This window comes from Saccharothrix ecbatanensis (assembly GCF_014205015.1).
GTDB classification, from domain to species: Bacteria; Actinomycetota; Actinomycetes; order Mycobacteriales; family Pseudonocardiaceae; genus Actinosynnema; species Actinosynnema ecbatanense.
Genome location: NZ_JACHMO010000001.1, coordinates 4,394,477 through 4,411,135, shown reverse-complemented (window position 1 = coordinate 4,411,135; position 16,659 = coordinate 4,394,477). Strand labels below are relative to the sequence as shown.

Sequence of the window (16,659 nt, the reverse complement as noted above, 5' to 3'; positions counted from 1 at the left end):
CTATCGAGGGGGCGTCTGACCGGGCTCAGCCTCGGCCGATGAACGGCATCGTGGTCGCCATGACGGTCATGAACTGCACGTTCGCGTCCAACGGCAGCCTGGCCATGTAGCGGACGGCGTCGGCGACGTGCGCGACGTCCATCGTGGGCTCGGCGGCGGTCGAGCCGTCTGCCTGGAGCACACCGCGGCTCATCCGGTCGGTCATCGGGGTCGCCGCGTTGCCGATGTCGATCTGCCCGCAGGCGATGCGGTGCCGGCGGCCCTCCAGCGAGATCGACTTCGTCAACCCGGTGATCGCGTGCTTGCTCGCGTTGTACGCGATGGCGTCGGGGCGCGGGGTCTGGGCGGACACCGAGCCGTTGTTGATGATCCGGCCTCCCCGCGGCGTCTGGTCGCGCATGATCCGGAAAGCCGCGCGGGCGCACAGGAACGAGCCGGTCAAGTTCGTGTCGACGACCTTCGTCCACTGCTCGACGGTGAAGTCCTCCAGCGGCGTGGCGGGCACGTTCGTCCCGGCGTTGTTGAACAGCACGTCGACCCGGCCCCACCGCTCGCGGACCGCGTCGAACAGCGCGTCCACGGACGCCTCGACCGTGACGTCCGTCGGCACGACGAACACCGACCCGGGCGGTGCGTCGGCGGCGGTCTCGGACAGCGCGTCGGCCCGTCGTCCGGCGAGCGCCACCCGGTGCCCGGCTTCGAGGAGCCCTCGGGCGACCGCGCGCCCCACTCCCGAACCGGCCCCGGTCACCACGGAAACAGGGTGGGCGGTCAGGTCAGGCGGTGCGGACATGGGAGCGGGGTCTCCTGCTCGGCTCGACTGGTACACCGGTGCGAACGGCTGCCGCCGTTCCGAGGGGCCGGTGCAGACTAGCCGGTCGACGTGTCGCCACGTCCGTCCAATGGCGGTCAGCGGGGTCGGCGGAAGGTGTGTGCGGCCCCGGTCGGGGGAACGGCGTTCCGCGCCCGGTGTTCCGGGTACTCGGTGGATGCCTTGTGCCCTGGCTACGTGGGGAGGTCGTGTGGCCGCACTGGAGTTCGTGGCCGCCGGTGCGGTGGACAACCTGTTCCCGGCGCGGACGCAGATGGCGTTGTCGCTGGGCTGGCACATCGTCTTCGCCTGCTTCGGCGTCGCGTTCCCGGCGATCGTGGTGTTCGCGGAGTGGCTCGGGCACCGGCGTGGTGATCCGGTGCTCACGGGGTTGGCGCACACGTGGGCCAAGGCGATGGGCGTGCTGTTCGCCGCCGGGGCCGTGTCGGGGACGTTGCTGTCGTTCGAGCTGGGCATCCTGTGGCCGGGTCTGATGGACCGGTTCGGCGAGGTGTTCGGCTTCCCGTTCGTGCTGGAGGGGTTCGCTTTCTTCGTGGAGGCGATCTTCGTCGGGGTGTACCTGTTCGGGTGGAACCGCCTGTCACCGCGGGCGCACATGCTCAGCGCGTTGCCGATGGTGGTCGCCGGGGTGGCGGGGGCGTTCTTCGTCGTGTCGGCGAACGCGTGGATGAACAACCCGACCGGGTTCCGGCTCGACGCGCGGGGTGACGTGGTGGACGCGCGGCCGTGGGCGGCGATGTTCGGTCCTTCGACGTGGGCGCAGTTCACGCACATGTGGCTGGCGGCGTTCATGGTGACCGGGTACCTGGTGGCGTCGGTGTACGCGGTCGGGATGCTCCGGGGCCGCCGCGACCGGTACCACCGGCTGGGGTTGCTCATCCCGTTGACGGTCGCGGCGGTGATGACACCGGTGCAGATCGGTGTGGGTGACTGGATTGCGAACACGGTCGCCGACAACCAGCCGGCGAAGCTCGCGGCGATGGAGGCCCAGTACGAGACGACGTCGGGGGCGGGGTTGTCGGTGGGTGGGATTTATCGGGACGACGAGCTGCGGTATGCGCTGGAGATCCCGTACGCGTTGTCGCTGTTGATCCACCACGATGTGGACGGGGTGGTGCCGGGGCTGGAGGAGGTGCCGGTCGACGAGCGTCCGCCGGTCAACGTCGTGCACCTGTCGTACAACGTGATGGTCGGCATTGGTACGGCGTTGTTGTTGCTGGCCGGGTGGTTCGGGCTGGTGTGGTGGCGTAGGCGACGGCTGCCGTTGACGGTGTGGTTCCTTCGCGCGGTGGCGGCTTCCGGTGTGGCGGCCGTGGTGGCGATGGAGGCGGGGTGGGTCACCACGGAGGTGGGCCGGCAACCGTGGATTGTATACCGGATCCTGCGTACGGCGGACGCGGTAAGCCCAGCCCCGGGCCTCGGCTACGGCCTGATCGCGGTGATAGCGGTCTACACGGTCCTAACGACCTTCACCGTAATAGTCCTCCGCAGACTCGCCCACGGCCACGGCACAATCGCCCCCCAAGAACCCACACCGCCCGAGCGCACCCAAACGGGTGAGGCGCGGCCCGATCGCACGCTGCCGGATGACGCGCCGCCGGACCGCGCGTCGCCCGATCGAACACCGCCCAAGGGTGCCCAGTCGGATGAGGTGCAGGCGGATCGCAGGCCGCCAGATGACGCGCCGTCGGAAGGCGGGGAGGGGTCATGACGCTCGCCGAGACCGTGTTGGGGGCGGCCTTCGTCGGGCTGATCGCCTACGCGCTGTTCGGCGGCGCGGATTTCGGGGGTGGGGTCTGGGACCTGCTCGCCGGCGGCACCCGGCGCGGGTCGCGGACGCGGGCGTTGATCGAGCGGTCCATTGGGCCGGTCTGGGAGGCCAACCACGTCTGGTTGATCTTCGTGTTGGTGGTGCTGTGGACCGGGTTCTCCGGTGCGTTCGCCGCCGCCGTCACCACCCTCTACCTCCCGCTCACCCTGGCAGCGTTCGGGATCATCGCGCGCGGTGCGGCGTTTGCTTATCGGAAGAGTGTCACCGGGCTTGGCATGCGGCGCTTCTTCGGCGCGGCGTTCGCGTTGTCCTCCCTCCTCACCCCGTTCTTCTTCGGCACGGTCGTCGGCGGGGTGGCCTCCGGCCGCGTCCCACCCGGCATCGCGGCCGGTGACGTGGTGGGCAGTTGGGTGAACCCGACGTCGTTCCTCGGCGGCACGCTGGCGGTACTGGTGTGCGCCTACCTCGCGGCCGTCTTCCTCTGCGCCGACGCCCGACGCGAAGGCGAGAACGACCTGGCCGAAGCGTTCCGCACCCGCGCCTTCATAACGGCCGCGCTGACCGGCGCAGTCGGTCTCACCGGCATCCTGGTCCTGAGAGCCGACGCGCCACTGCTCTACGCCGGGCTCACCGGCCGCGGCCTGCCGGTCGTCCTGGTCTCGATCGCCTCCGGACTGACCGCGCTCGCACTGCTGCTGACCCGCCGCTACACCCTCGCCCGCGTCGCCTCCGCCCTCGCGGTCACGGCGATCCTCGTCGGCTGGGCCGTCGGGCAGTACCCGTACGTCCTGCTGCCCGGCCTCACCGTCGAACAAGCCGCCCAAGGCCGCCACACCCTCATGGCCCTGGCCATCGCCCTCGGCATCGGCGCACTGGTGATCGTCCCCGCCCTCGCCTACCTCTACACCCTGTTCCAACGCCCGCCGACCACGGTCACACCCGAGCGCCAACCACGCTGAAGTCCATGACCCGCAAAGGAGGCATCGACGTCCTGATCCGCTCGTCGTCCGGTTCACGGGGCAGGGTCACCGACGTCGGCCCGACCTCGGTCACCCGGTCCAGCAGGTGCAACGGGCTCTCGTTGAAGCGGAAGTCATCGGTCGAGCAGCCGACCACCTCGCCGTCGCGCACCACGTACACGCCGTCCCGGGTCAGGCCGGTCAGCCGCAACGCCCGCGTGTCCACCTCGCGCAGGTACCAGAGCGAGGTCAGCAGCAGACCGTGCCGAGTCGACGCGATCATCTCCGACAACGTCGAAGGCCCACCGGCCGGTCCCTCCAGCACCAGGTTGCCGATGCGAGGCGTGACGGGCCGTCCCCCCGCCGACGCCCTGGTGTGCACGAGCGCAGTCAGCATGCCATCGGTGATCCAGTTAGTCGGACCGAGCGCGAGACCGTTGTCCGCCACGGACGTGTCCGCCCCCGACACCCGCGCCACCACGAACGGAGCGCACTCCAGGCCCTTGTACGCCGGGTCGCTGCGCAACGTCAACGGCAGGGCGGCGACCCGGTCACCGAGCCGGGTGCCGCCGCCGGGCACCGAGAACGCGGTCCGCCCCTCGCCCGCGTCCCGGCCACCGGCCGACCGGTACAGGTGCTTCAGCAGGTCGGCCGTGCAGGACGGCGGCAGCAGCACCTCGTACCGACCGGGCGGCACGTCGACGCGTCGGCGGCCCCAGTCGAGGCGCCGCTCCAAGCCGTCCAGCAGGGGATCCAGGTCCGACAGATCGGGAACGTCCACCCCGACCCACGCGGACGACGTTCCAGCGCGCGCTGTCAGCTCCACCAGACCGGACGGCTGCACGTGCCGCCGCCGCACACCCGTAGACGTCCCGAGCAACGTGGTGCGGACCTCCTGCTCGGCGTAGCAGTGCAAGGCGAAGCCACGGGCGGCTCCCCGAAGATCACCCGCCAGACCGTCGAGCACGCCAGGTGACGCGGTGACGGCCGGTTCGTGCCAGTCCGGCGCTGCTGGGTGGTCGGCGGGCGGGAGGGAGCCGACGACGGCATCGGACCGTCGAGCGACCGTCGACGCGGTCTCCACCAGATCACGCACCGCCGCCGCGTCGAGCGCACCACCCACCGAGACCACGCCCGCCGTGCGCCCCGACGTGATCACCGCGACGTGAACCTGCCGGTCGAGCACATGCGCCGCACTGGTCGTCACATCACCCGCCCAACGCAGGTGCGCGTGCGTCGTGTCGTCCACGATCACCACGACCTGGTCACCCGGCCGCCCGGCCGCGAGCGCCCGTTCCACCAGTTCATGGGCCGCGATCACGTCGCCTCACCCACGTAGTGCACCGGCACGCGGGTGAACAGAGCCGACGGGCAGCTGTGGCTCGCCGCGGCGGACTGCGCCGGCCGTCCCTTGCCGCAGAGGTCCGCGCCGAACGCCGTCACGATGCTCGCGTCACCGAGTCCGGCGAGCGACGACCAGAAATCGGTGGTGGACGAGTGGTAGGCGACCCCGGCCAGCGGTTCGGCGAGTCGCCCGGCGCGGATGCGGTGGCAGCGCTGGGCGGTGAACTGGAAGTCCGAGCGGGTGGCGTCGATCGACCAGCTGTCCGACCCGGCGAGGTAGATGCCGTCCTCCACACCGGCGATCAGGTCGTCCGTGGAGCACGGGGTCGCGGACGGCGCGAGCGAGACGTTCGGCATCCGTGACAGGGGCACGTGTGACGCGGACTCGGCGTAGGAACAACCCGTTGACCTGGTCGCGCCGAGAGCAGCGGCGGTGGACCGGTCGAACTGGAAGCCGGTGAGCACGCCACGCTCCACCAGCGGCCACGACTGCGCGGCGACGCCTTCGTCGTCGAAGCCGGTGGTCGCCATGCCGTGCGGCGCGGTCCGGTCGGCGGTCACGGTCATCAGCTCCGAGCCGTAACGCAACGAGCCCAGCAGGTCAGGAGTGGCGAACGTGGTGCCCGCGTAGCTGATCTCGTGCCCGAGCGCGCGGTCCAGCTCGGTGGCGTGCCCGACCGACTCGTGGATCGTCAACCACAGGTTGGAGGCGTCGATCACGAGGTCGTAGGCGCCCGGCTCGACGGGACCCGCGCCGAGCTTGGCCGCGAGCTGGTCCGGCATCGCCTCGATCTCACCCGCCCAGTCCCACCCGGCGCCGCCCAAGTACTCCCAACCACGCGCGGTGGGCGGGCCGACGGAACGCAGCGTCCGCATGGAGCCGGTGCGAGGATGCACACCGGCGACCACGACCTGGGGGTGCACCCGGATGCTCTGCTGGGTGGTCGTGGTGCCGGCGAGGTCGGCGTAGAAGCGGTTCTCCTGCGTGGCGTTGCACAGGGCGAGCACCGAGGACACCGGCGCCTGGGCGAGCAGCGTGGTGCTCCAGTCCGCCAACAGCGCCGCACGGTCGGACTCGGGCACGTCGAACGGGTTGACGTCGTACGCCGACACCCACACCGCGTCGTGGTGCACCGGTTCTTCGGCGAACGACGTGAAGCCGGCACAAGCGACTTCCCACGCACGATCCGCGGCGTCGACGGCGGCCTCGGCCGTGAGCTCGACGGTGGACGCGAACCCGCGGCCACGCGAACCGAACAGCCGCACGGACAACCCGGTCCGCGACGTGTCGGACGAGGCGGCGGTCCGCGCGTCCCGCAGCAGGAGGTGGCTGCTTCGGGTCCGCACGATCTGCGCGGCGGCGTGGTGCGCCCCCAACTGCCGCGCGCGATCCAGCGCGGCGTCGGCGAGCCGGCGCAGGGGGAGAGCCAGGAACGCGTGGTCCACCCCGTGCCCCCTTCCCTGGCCGACGTGCCCTGGAGACCCTGCACTGATACTAGTTAAAAGTAAAGTATATGCAACAGGGCCTGGGGAGGACTGTGCCGAGATGTTCCTATTTGTTGACTCCAGAGTGTGGTCTGGGGCACATTGGGGTTGAGAAACCAGTAGTGAGGTACGGGTGGCAGACAGGGCGCAAGCGAGTGATCTGATGGGTTCGTGATGTGGACCGACGTCGAAGACTGGGGGGCGCCCGCGGCGAGCGGACGTCGTGACCACGTGTGGACGCCCGACCTGGAGGCGTTCGTCGCGGGACTGCCCAAGGCCGAACTGCACGTCCACCTGGAGGGCGCGCTGCGTCCGGCGACGTTGTTGGACCTCGCCCGCCGCAACGGGAGCGAGTTCGCCGGACTGGACGAGCGGTGGCTGGCCGAGCGCTTCCGGTTCCGCGACTTCCGGCACTTCGCCGACCTCTACACGACCTGCACCGACGTGTTCCGCGGTCCCGAGGACTTCGCCCGAGCGGTGGTCGAGCTGGCCGCCGACCTGGCGCCGCAGGGCGTGCTGCACGCGGAGGTCACGTGCTCCGCGATCACCCACCACCGCGATCGCGGCATCCCGTTCGACGAGGTGGTGGACGGGCTGTGGGCCGGCGCGGAGGAGGCGCGACGCGACAGCGGTGTCGTGACCCGTTTCGTCCTCGACCACGTGCGTGATCTGTCCACGGAGGACTGCTCGCGCACGGCGGAGTGGTGCGTGCGCGGTCGTGACCGCGGCGTGGTGGCGCTGGGACTCGGTGGTTTCGAGCCCGGACGACCCGCTTCGCTGTTCGGCCCGGCGATCCGGTGGGCGCGCGACCGCGGTGTGCCGTTCGTCCCGCACGCCGGTGAGGCGGTGGGGGCCGAGGGCGTCCGCGACGCGCTGGAGTTCGACCCCGTCCGCATCGGGCACGGCTTCCGCGCGGCCGACGAACCGGGACTGGTCGCGGAGCTGGCGGGCCGCGGCACCGTGCTCGAGATCTGTCCTACAAGCAACCTTCGCACCGGCGTGGTGACCGACCTGGCCGACCACCCGGCGCGAAGGCTCCACACCGCGGGCGTCCCGTTGGTGCTCGGCTCCGACGACCCGTTGCTGTTCGGCTCGTCCACCCTCGGCGAGTACCGGGCCGCGACGACCGGTCTCGGCTTCGGCACCGCGGACCTGGTGGCCGCCGCGCGCACGTCGCTGCTGGCGAGCCTCGTTGACGATGACGAACGCAATCGCATGGTGGCCGCGCACGACGCGTACGTCGCGCGATGGGGAGGTGGGGGATCAACCGGCGGCCCGCACGGCGGACACGGATACGAGTCGCCGATCACGACGCGTGGTGGCCCGGCACCGCATTCCGGCGGTCAGCCACCACCGGGTTGACCCGTGCGCCGGTCGACGTGTCGACCGAATTCAGCAATCCGCTCGTCACATGCATTTGCACCGAATACACACCCGTCCCGATCGCCGGGTAAGAGTGTCGGTGTTAAGTCGACCGAAAATGCGACACCCTCGGCGGTCGTATTCCGCGTGCGTTTGAATTTAACCCCCGGAAGCGCTCCTGATGATTGCCTACGACAAACGTGTGAAACTGGTTGGACGGGTTGAATCGGCCTATCGTTGCTGGTAGACACTGCTTGAGCGTAGTTGGGAAATCTTCGCGGACACAGTTCCCACTCCCGCTCGAGACTGTCGACGATGGGGGTGGCAGGGTCGTGAATCCGGTGGCGCCGGGGTGGTGCGCAGCGGCTCGCTAATTCGTTCGCCGCTCCGTCTGTCAATTGTTGACGACTAATTTCCACGTACCTGGCGTTCGACCGGGAGTGCGAAACACATGCAGACATCAGCACGGAAGTTCCTCGTCACCGGCGTCATCCTGGCGCTCTGCGCCGCATCGGGCCTGATGGTGGTCCGGCCGGCGCTCAGCGAGCAGGAGGCCGGCGAGTTGGCCGCCCGCTACCGGTTCGCCGCCGAACCGGTGAACTCGGCGCCGGCGGACGGCCGGACCGAACGCGCCGTCGCGCCCGGCCTGCGGGACATCCGGGCCTGGATCTCCGCCGTCGGAGCCGCGGCCGGCCTGTCGGACGTGCGTGGTCTCGGCCGCCCCGCCGACCTCTGCCTGGTCGACCCGCGGGACGACTCCGTGACGCTGCGCCCGGCCCGACCATCCGAAAAGGACGGTTACGCGCCCGTTCGGCTGGTACCGGCGGGCCTGCCGTACGACGCGACCATGGCGCCGATGGGCTGCGTCCCGGTGGACATCGACGACGACGGCGACACCGACCACGTCGTGCACTACTGGGGGCGCTCGCCCGTGGTGTTCCTCAACACCGCCGGCCCCGGCGTGCCCACCGCGGCCGGGCACCGCGCGGTCGAGCTGGTCACGCCGATGGAGCTGTGGAACAGCGAGACGCTGAACGTCGGCGACGTGGACGGCGACGGCAACCTCGACCTGCTGGTCGGCAACTACTTCCCCGACGGCGCACGCGTGCTCGACCCGACCGCGCACGACGAGACCCGCATGGAGATGCAGCACTCCATGTCCTTCGCCCGCAACGGCGGCGCCAACCGGCTGCTGCTCACCACGCCCACCGGCCGTCCCGACGAGCTGCCGCGGATCACCGACGCGAGCACCGCGCTCAGCCGGGAGGCGGCCGGGTCGTGGACCCTGGCCACCGGCCTGCAGGACCTCACCGGCGACGGCAGGCCCGAGGTGTACCAGGCCAACGACTTCGGCCCGGACCAGCTGATGCTCAACGAGTCGACGCCGGGCCGGGTGAAGCTCACCGAGATCCGCGGCGACCGCGACATGATCACGCCCAAGTCGATGGCGCTCGGCTACGACTCGTTCAAGGGCATGGGCGTGACCTTCACCTACGACGGCGACGCGCCGCTGCCGACGATCGTGGTCAGCAACATCACCAGCCCTTACGCGCTGCACGAGAGCAACTTCGCGTTCACGCCCACCGGTTCGCCCGCGGACCTGGCGGCCAGGGAGCTGCCGTACCGGGACCGCAGCGAGCAGCTCGGCCTGGCCCGGTCGGGCTGGTGCTGGGACGTCCGCGCGGGCGACTTCGACAACGACGGCACGGATGAGCTCATGCAGGCCAACGGGTTCCTCAAGGGCGACGTGAACCGGTGGCCGCTGCTCCAGGAACTCGCGATGGCCAACGACGACGTGCTGCACAACCCGGCGTTCTGGCCGAACTTCGGGCCGGGTGACGACCTGTCCGGCCACGAGCCCAACCGGTTCTACGCCCGGGGCGCGGACGGCCGCTACACCGACGTCGCCGGCGGGTCCGGCGTCGCGGCCGACGACAACACCCGCGCGCTGGCGTTCGGCGACGTGGACGGCGACGGCAAGCTGGACGCCGTCGTGGCCAACCAGTGGCAGGACTCCGTGCTGCTGCACAACACGTCGGACGCGGGACCGTCGGCCGGGTTGCGCCTGGTGCGGTCCGCGCGAGCCGGGGCGGAGGGCGCGACCACGCCCGCCATCGGCGCACAGGTGCGGCTGCACCACCCCGACCGGCCGCAGCGCGCGCAGCTCTTCCCCGCCAACGGGCATACCGGGGTGTCGGCCCCGGAGCTGTACTTCGCCCTGCCCGGCGGCGATCCCGTCCGCGCCACGGTGACCTGGCACGACGCCGCCGGGTCGCACGAGGCGGACGTCGAGGTGAGGCCCGGCCGCTCCACCATCCTGCTCGACACCGACGGAACGGCGGTAGTGCGATGACGACGACTTCGACACCACCCGACGTGCACCGCGGCGGCGCACCGGCCGCCGACGCGCGGCCGACCGTGCCGCCCGCCCCACCCGCCCGGCCGGGCCTCACGCCGGAGCAGCGGCGGGTCAAGGCGCTCGCCCGGTTCGCCACCTCCATCACCGTGTTCAACATCCTCGGCCACCTCCTGCTCGGCTTCGAGCAGGCGCCGATCACGCCGATCGTCGTCATCCTCGTCAGCTACGCCACAGCGCTGTTGTTCGAATTCATGGACGCGTGGGTCACCGGACGCACACCGACCTACCAGGGCGGGGTGAAGGCGCTCGTCGTGTTCCTGCTGCCCGCCCACATCACCGGTCTTGCGTGCGGAATGCTGTTGTGGGGCAACGAATCCTTGTGGCCCTACATCTTCGCCGTCACTGTCGGCAACGCCAGCAAGTACCTCGTCCGGCTGCGGGTCAACGGCAAGGTCCGGCACGTGTTCAACCCGTCCAACACGGGCATCGTCGTGGTATTGCTGCTGTTCCCGTGGGTCGGCATCGCGCCGCCCTACCACTTCACCAGCTTCACCACCGGCACCCTGGACTGGCTGCTGCCGCTGGGCGTGCTGATGGCGGGCACCATGCTGAACGCCAAGCTCACCGGAAAGATGCCACTCATCCTCGCCTGGCTCGGCGCGTTCGTGCTCCAGGCCGTGCTGCGCTGGCTGCTGCTGGACCACGCGCTGCTCGGCGCGCTCGCGCCGATGACGGGCCTGGCGTTCATCCTGTTCACCAACTACATGATCACCGACCCGGGCAGCACTCCGTTCGTCAAGCGCAACCAGGTGGTGTTCGGCGTGACCGCGGCGGTGATCTACGCGGTGCTGGTCGTCGCCGGCATCTCGTTCGGGCTGTTCTTCGCCCTGGTGGCCGCGTGCGTCCTGCGGGCCGTGGTGCTGGTCGTGGCGTCGAAGCGGTCGGGCTCGGCGCAGACGGCCACGTTACCGGCGGCGCCCGCCGCGGTGCGGTCGTGAGCCCGTCAGAGGGGGTCGCCATCGTCGGCATGGCGTGCCGCTACCCCGATGCCGACTCGCCGACCCGGTTGTGGGAGACCGTGCTCGGCCGCCGCCGCGGGTTCCGCAGGTTCCCCGAGCAGCGGCTGTCCAGCGCGTACCTGGGCCCGGCCGACGACCCCGACCGCACCTGCTCGACGCACGCCGGGCTGCTGCGCGACTGGCGGTTCGACCGGAAGCGGTTCGGCGTGCCGGGGCCGCTGCACCGGGCGGTGGACCACGTGCACTGGCTCGCCCTGGAGACGGCGGCAGACGCCCTGGTCGACGCCGGTTTCCCGGACGGGCGCGGGCTCGACCGCGATCGCGTCGGCGTGGTGCTGGGCAACACGATGACCGGCGAGTTCTCCCGGGCCGCCCAGCTGCGCCTGCGGTGGCCGTTCGTCCGGCGTGCGGCGGCCGCGGCGCTGGCGGGCGCGGGCGTCGACCCGGGACGCGCCGAACACGCGCTCAGCCTGCTCTCCGACCTGGTGCGGACGCCGTTCCCGGTACCCGGTGACGAATCGCTCGCGGGCGCGTTGTCGAACACCATCGCGGGCCGGATCTGCAACCACTTCGACTTCCACGGCTCCGGCTACACCGTGGACGGCGCGTGCGCGTCCAGCCTCCTGTCGGTGATGACGGCGAGCCGCGCGCTGCTCGACGGCGACCTCGAATTCGCGCTCGCCGGTGGCGTCGACCTCAGCCTGGACCCGTTCGAGCTGGTGGGTTTCGCCCGCACGGGCGCCCTCGCGGTGGACCGGATGCGGGTCTACGACGAGTCGCCGACCGGGTTCCTGCCCGGTGAGGGCTGTGGTGTCGTCGCCCTGATGCGCGCCGAGGACGCCGAACGCGCGGGCCTGCGGGTCTACGCGGTGCTCGCCGGCTGGGGCACGTCGACCGACGGCTCCGGTGGGCTGACCCGACCCCGGTCGCACGGCCAGACGCTCGCGATGGCCCGCGCCTACCGCATGGCGGGCATCGAACCGCACCACATCGAGCTGGTCGAAGGCCACGGCACGGGCACGAAGGTCGGCGACGAGGTGGAGCTGACCGCGTTGTCGCAGATCCGGGGTGACGGCGCGCACCGCGCGGCCCTCGGGTCCGTGAAGGCCAACATCGGCCACACCAAGGCCGCGGCGGGCGTGGCGGGACTGATCAAAGCCACGCTCGCCGTGCACCACCGCGTGCTGCCGCCCACGACCGGGGTCGACTCGCCGCACGCCCTGCTGCGCCGCGCCGGCACACCGTTGCGCGTGCTCGCCGAGCCGGAGCCCTGGCAGACCACCACACCGCTGGCGTCGGTGTCCTCCATGGGTTTCGGCGGTGTCAACGCCCACGTGGTGCTGCGTGGTCTGCCCGCCCGGCCCGTCGACGCCCTGCCGCCCCGCGTCGTCGCGTTGAGCCGTCGTCCCCACCGTGACGAGATCCTGCTCCTCGACGCCGCCGACGCCGACGGGCTCCGGGAGCGCCTGGACACCGTCGCCGCCCTCGCGCCCCGGCTGAGCACGGCCGAACTGCACGACCTCGCCGCCACCACGCACGCCGGGCGGCACGTCCCCGGCGCGGTCCGCTGCGCGCTGGTCGCCGACACACCCGACGCGCTGCACCGCGCCGCCACCGCGGCACGCGACCACCTGCCCGGCTGGGACGGCCGCCTGGTGCTGGACGAGCCGGCGGGCGTCGTGCTCGCCTCCGGTCCCGCCCCGCGCGTCGGCCTGCTCCTGCCCGGCCAAGCCGCACCCGTACGCGCCGACCTCGGCCCGTGGGCGGCCGACCTGGACGTGCCCACCCCGTACGGCGTGACGATCGTGGACGGCGCGCGTGACACGGCCGTCGCCCAACCCGCGATCCTCCGCCAGTCCCTCGCGGGGCTCGCGTGGCTCGACGCGTGCGGCGTCCGACCCGTCGCCGCCGTCGGGCACAGCCTCGGTGAGATCAGCGCCCTGGTGTGGGCAGGCGCGCTTGATCCGGCCACCGGGCTGGGGCTCGCCGTCGCCCGCGGCCGGCTGATGGCCGAGCACGGACGTGAGGGCACCACGATGGCCGGCATCGGCACGCCGCCCACCGAGATCGACTCACTGACCGAAGGGCTGGCCGTCGAGGTGGCCGGGTTCAACGGCCCCGAGCAGACCACCGTGGCCGGTCCCGTCGAGGACGTCGAGCGGCTGGTGACGCGGGCCAAGTCGCGGGGCGTCGCCGTCACCGTGCTGCCGGTGTCCCACGCCTTCCACAGCGCCGCGATGGACGACGTCGTGGAGCCGTTGCGCGCGGAACTGGCCGGGGTGCCGTTCGCCCAGCCCAGTCGGCCGGTGTTCTCCACCGTCACGGGCCGCCCGTTGACGTCCACCACGGACTTGGCCGCGCTGCTGGTCGACCAGGTGACCAGGCCGGTGCGGTTCACCGAGGCCGTGCGCCGCCTCGCCGAGCGCTGCGAACTCCTGGTGGAGGTGGGGCCTGGCGCCACGCTCGCCGACATCGTGCGCACCACCGTGCCGGACGTCCCCGCGATCTCGCTGGACGGCACGCACCCGCACCGCCACGCGATGGCCACGGCCGCGCTCGCCGCGTGCGCCGCCGGTGACCTGGACGCGTGGTTCGCCGGTCGGGTGCACCGCCCGCTCGACCTCGACGCCGGGATCGAACTGCTCGCCAACCCGTGCGAGACCGTTCTTCCGGGCATGTCGGAGCTTCCGGTCGAGCTGCCCGCCGAACCGCTTGCGCGCCAACAGACCGTGCTCGAAACGCCCGTGGACGGGGAACCGCTGGAGGTCGTGCGGGCGCACCTCAGCGAGGTCCTGGAGCTGCCGCTCGGGAGCATCCAGCCCGGCAGCACGCTGCTCGGCGACCTGCACCTCAACTCGCTCCAGGTCGTCCAGCACGTCGCCGCCATGGCGGGCCTGCTCGGGCGCACACCACCGGGCGCCGCCCTGTCTATTGTGGACAGCACGGTCGCGGACATCGCCGATCTGCTGGCCAAACAGCCGTCCACGACCGAGGAGACGTCCGACGCGCCGCCCGCCGGGATCGCCCAGTGGGTGCGGGCCTTCGAACACCGGTGGACACCCTTCGAGCCCGTCGGCGCCACCACCCCACCCGGCGACTGGACCGTGGACGCCCCGCCCGGCCACTGGCTGGACGACGTCTCCCTGCCGGGGCACGGCCTCGCGGTCTGGCTGGAGGGCGAAGAACCCGCAGAAGTGGCCCGCGCGCTGGCGCTGATCGCCGAGACCCGACCGTCCCGCCTCCTGGTGGCGCACCACGGTCACCCCGCCGCAGCCGCCGTGGGCCGCAGCGCCGCCGTCGAGCTGGACGACTGCGCGGTCACCGTCGTGGACGTGGAAGGCGAGGCGCTCGACGCACGTCTCGTCGCCGCAACCGGCTACCGGGAGCTGCGCGTCACCGAGGACGGGGTGGAGCACGTCACCACGCGCGCGCACCACCGCGGCCCCGACTGCGACCTGCCGCTGGGCCGCGGCGACGTCTGCCTGGTCACCGGCGGCGCGGACGGCATCACCGGCGCGTGCGGCGCGGCCCTGGCCCGGCGGACCGACTGCACGCTGGTCGTGCTGGGTCGCTCGGCGCCGGACTCGCCGCGCGTCAAGGCCGCCCTTTCTTCGCTCGGCGACGGGATCCGCGCGCATTACGTGCAGGCCGACGTCACCGACCCGGCGGACGTGGCGCGCGCCGTCACCGCCGCCGGCATCCTCGGCCCCGTGCGCGGGCTGCTGCACGGCGCGGGCGTCAACACCCCGCAGCGCATGGGCACGGTGACGGCGGCGACCCTGAAGCAGACCCTCGGCCCCAAGGTGATCGGCCTGCGGAGGCTGCTCGACGCCGCACCCGGCCTGCGGCTCGTGATCGCGTTCGGCTCGATCATCGGCCGCCGCGGCCTGCCCGGTGAATCCGAGTACTGCGTCGCCAACGACTGGCTGCGCGTCGAAGTGGAACGCGCGGCGGTGGAGCGTGCCGCGGTGGAGCTTGCCCAAGGGGGGCGTGCCGACTGCCGGTTCCACCTGCTGGAGTGGTCGCTGTGGTCCGGGATCGGCATGGGGGAGCGGATGGGCGTCGTGGACGGCCTCGCCGCGACGGGCATCACGCCGATCACCGCGCAGGACGGCCCGCGCGCCATGATGCGCGTGCTGGCCGACCGCGACGCCCCGGTCACCGTCCTGCTCACCGGGCGTTTTCCCGCGGGGCCGACGCTCGCCGTCGCCGGTCCGCCGCCCGAGCCGTTGCGCTTCATCGAGGACCTGCCGGTCCGGTTCGCCGGGGTGGAGGCCGTCGTGGAGGCGTCGCTCTCGCTCGGCGACGACCCCTACCTGGACGAACACCGCATCGAGGGCGTGCCCGTGCTGCCCGCCGTGGTCGGTCTGGAGGCGATGGCGCAGGCCGCCGACGCCGTGACCGGTGAACGGCACGGGTGGGCGTTCGAGGACGTGGACCTGCGCAGCCCGGTGACCGTCGAGGAACGCGGTTCACGCCTGCTGCGCGTGCTCGCGCTGCACGACGGCGACGACAGCGTGCGGGTGGCGCTGCGCGACGAGACCGACGGCTTCGGCGCCGACCGGTTCACCGCCACCGTCCGTGACGCGGCAGCGCAAGACCGGTGCTTCCCGCCGGCCGACGACACCGGAACACACGACACACACCCGTTCTACGGGCCGCTGTTGTTCCACCGCGGCAGGTTCCGCCGGCTGCTCGGCTACGACCTGCTGTCCGCTTTCGAAGTGCTGGCGAGGGTCCGCGCCGAGCCGGACACCACCTGGTTCTCCGAGTTCCACCACCAACGACTGCTGCTCGGCGACCCGGGAGCGCACGACGCCGCGCTGCACGTCCTGCTGGCCTGCGTGCCGCACCGCCGCGCGCTGCCGGTGGGCGCGGACCGGTTCACCGTGTGGCGCGCCCCGAGCGGCGTGCTGCGGGTGCACGCGGTCGAACGCGCCCACACCGCCGACGACTACGTGTTCGACCTGGACGTCTCGGACTCGACCGGCGCGCCGGTGGCACGCTGGGACGCCCTGCGCCTGCGCGCGATCGGCCCGACCCGCTGGGACGAACCGCTGCTCGTGCCGCTCGTCGGACCACTGCTCAGCCGTCGGCTCATCGAACTGGACGTGGCGCAGCACGTGGAGCTGATCGTGGCGGGGACGGACCGGCCCGCGCCGCCCGGCGACCACTGGACCACCGCGACCGTGGACGATCACGTGCTGCTCGCCCGCGCCGACCGGCCCGTGGGCATCGCGTGGGGCACGCCGACGCACGCGCCGGCCACCAAGGCCGACGACGAGGTCGTCACATGCGCGGCGGGCAAGCTTGACGAATCCGTCGAGGTGACCGCGGGCCGGGTGGCCGCCGGTCGCGCCGCGCTGGCCGGTCTCGGCGGAGACCGCTCGGCGCCGCTGGAACTGGACGAGATCACCGACGACGGCCTGCTCGTGCTCTCCGGCGCGGGCGCCGCGGTGGTGGTGGCCAGACCGCGGGTCGTCGGTCTGGGCGATCCCGTCATCGCGATCGCCGTGGGAGGGGTCTGA

At 71.9% G+C, this 16,659-nt stretch carries 9 protein-coding genes; 6 read left to right on the top strand and 3 right to left on the bottom strand.

Annotated elements, in window-relative coordinates; translation table 11 throughout:
• Window positions 1-25: 25 nt before the first annotated feature.
• Window positions 26-793, bottom strand: a complete 768-nt coding sequence (locus tag F4560_RS18070) for an SDR family oxidoreductase (RefSeq protein WP_184921503.1) — start codon at window positions 791-793, stop codon at window positions 26-28.
• 229 nt (window positions 794-1,022) lie between these two features.
• Between F4560_RS18070 and F4560_RS18065 the strand changes: the two genes are divergently transcribed.
• Complete coding sequence (locus F4560_RS18065) at window positions 1,023-2,543, top strand: cytochrome ubiquinol oxidase subunit I (protein ID WP_312869350.1); 1,521 nt, start codon at window positions 1,023-1,025, stop codon at window positions 2,541-2,543.
• Window positions 2,540-3,562 (top strand): cytochrome d ubiquinol oxidase subunit II, encoded by a 1,023-nt coding sequence (locus F4560_RS18060; protein ID WP_184921500.1) that lies wholly within the window; start codon window positions 2,540-2,542, stop codon window positions 3,560-3,562. The genes F4560_RS18065 and F4560_RS18060 overlap by 4 nt, the downstream gene beginning before the upstream one ends.
• Here F4560_RS18060 and F4560_RS18055 read toward each other — a convergent pair.
• Both F4560_RS18055 and F4560_RS18050 read right to left on the bottom strand, forming a co-directional pair.
• Entirely contained in the window at window positions 3,537-4,883 is a 1,347-nt protein-coding gene (locus tag F4560_RS18055; RefSeq protein WP_221483554.1) for a metallopeptidase TldD-related protein, read from the bottom strand. The two genes, F4560_RS18060 and F4560_RS18055, sit on opposite strands and share 26 nt — an antisense overlap.
• Window positions 4,880-6,352 carry a TldD/PmbA family protein gene (locus tag F4560_RS18050; RefSeq protein WP_312869349.1) on the bottom strand — a complete coding sequence of 491 codons (1,473 nt, stop codon included), beginning with the start codon at window positions 6,350-6,352 and terminating at the stop codon, window positions 4,880-4,882. The genes F4560_RS18055 and F4560_RS18050 overlap by 4 nt, the downstream gene beginning before the upstream one ends.
• Before the next feature lie 213 nt (window positions 6,353-6,565).
• On the opposite strand from F4560_RS18050, the gene add reads away from it, so the two are divergent.
• The 4 genes from add (at window position 6,566) to F4560_RS18030 (ending at window position 16,659) form a co-directional block, all read left to right on the top strand.
• Window positions 6,566-7,753, top strand: a complete 1,188-nt coding sequence (gene add, locus F4560_RS18045; RefSeq protein WP_246478548.1) for an adenosine deaminase — start codon at window positions 6,566-6,568, stop codon at window positions 7,751-7,753.
• A 451-nt stretch (window positions 7,754-8,204) separates the two neighbouring features.
• A complete protein-coding gene (locus tag F4560_RS18040) occupies window positions 8,205-10,106 on the top strand; it encodes an FG-GAP repeat domain-containing protein (protein WP_184921498.1) in 1,902 nt (633 codons plus the stop codon).
• A complete protein-coding gene (locus F4560_RS18035) occupies window positions 10,103-11,110 on the top strand; it encodes an enediyne biosynthesis protein UnbU (protein ID WP_221483553.1) in 1,008 nt (335 codons plus the stop codon). Before F4560_RS18040 ends, F4560_RS18035 begins: the two co-directional genes overlap by 4 nt.
• The gene (locus tag F4560_RS18030) at window positions 11,107-16,659 is read left to right on the top strand and encodes a type I polyketide synthase (protein ID WP_184921497.1); all 5,553 of its coding nucleotides are present in this window, start codon (window positions 11,107-11,109) and stop codon (window positions 16,657-16,659) included. The genes F4560_RS18035 and F4560_RS18030 overlap by 4 nt, the downstream gene beginning before the upstream one ends.